Source organism: Extibacter sp. GGCC_0201, from assembly GCF_017566055.1.
Classification (GTDB): Bacteria; Bacillota; Clostridia; order Lachnospirales; family Lachnospiraceae; genus Extibacter.
Genome location: NZ_JABFCH010000159.1, coordinates 1 through 224, shown reverse-complemented (window position 1 = coordinate 224; position 224 = coordinate 1). Strand labels below are relative to the sequence as shown.

Below are 224 nucleotides of genomic sequence, written 5' to 3'. Positions count from 1 at the left end.
AGGCATTGCAGCTACCATTGGTCTTGTTCTGGCCAATCTGATTCAGCCGGGCAAAGGACTTATTCTCGGAACCATTGAAAACACGGTGGAGGTCAAGGAACTGCCGGGGGTTTACCAGACCATTCTGGATCTGCTTCCCAGTAATCCTTTTGCAGCGCTGACCAATGGAGATATGATGCCTATCATCGTATTTTCTCTGTTTGTCGGTTTTGCGATTATCAGCA

General features: G+C 47.8%; 1 protein-coding gene. It reads left to right on the top strand.

What is annotated here, in order from left to right:
- Window positions 1-224: cation:dicarboxylate symporter family transporter (locus HJV72_RS19100; RefSeq protein WP_208073454.1), on the top strand; the 224-nt coding region annotated here is incomplete at both ends.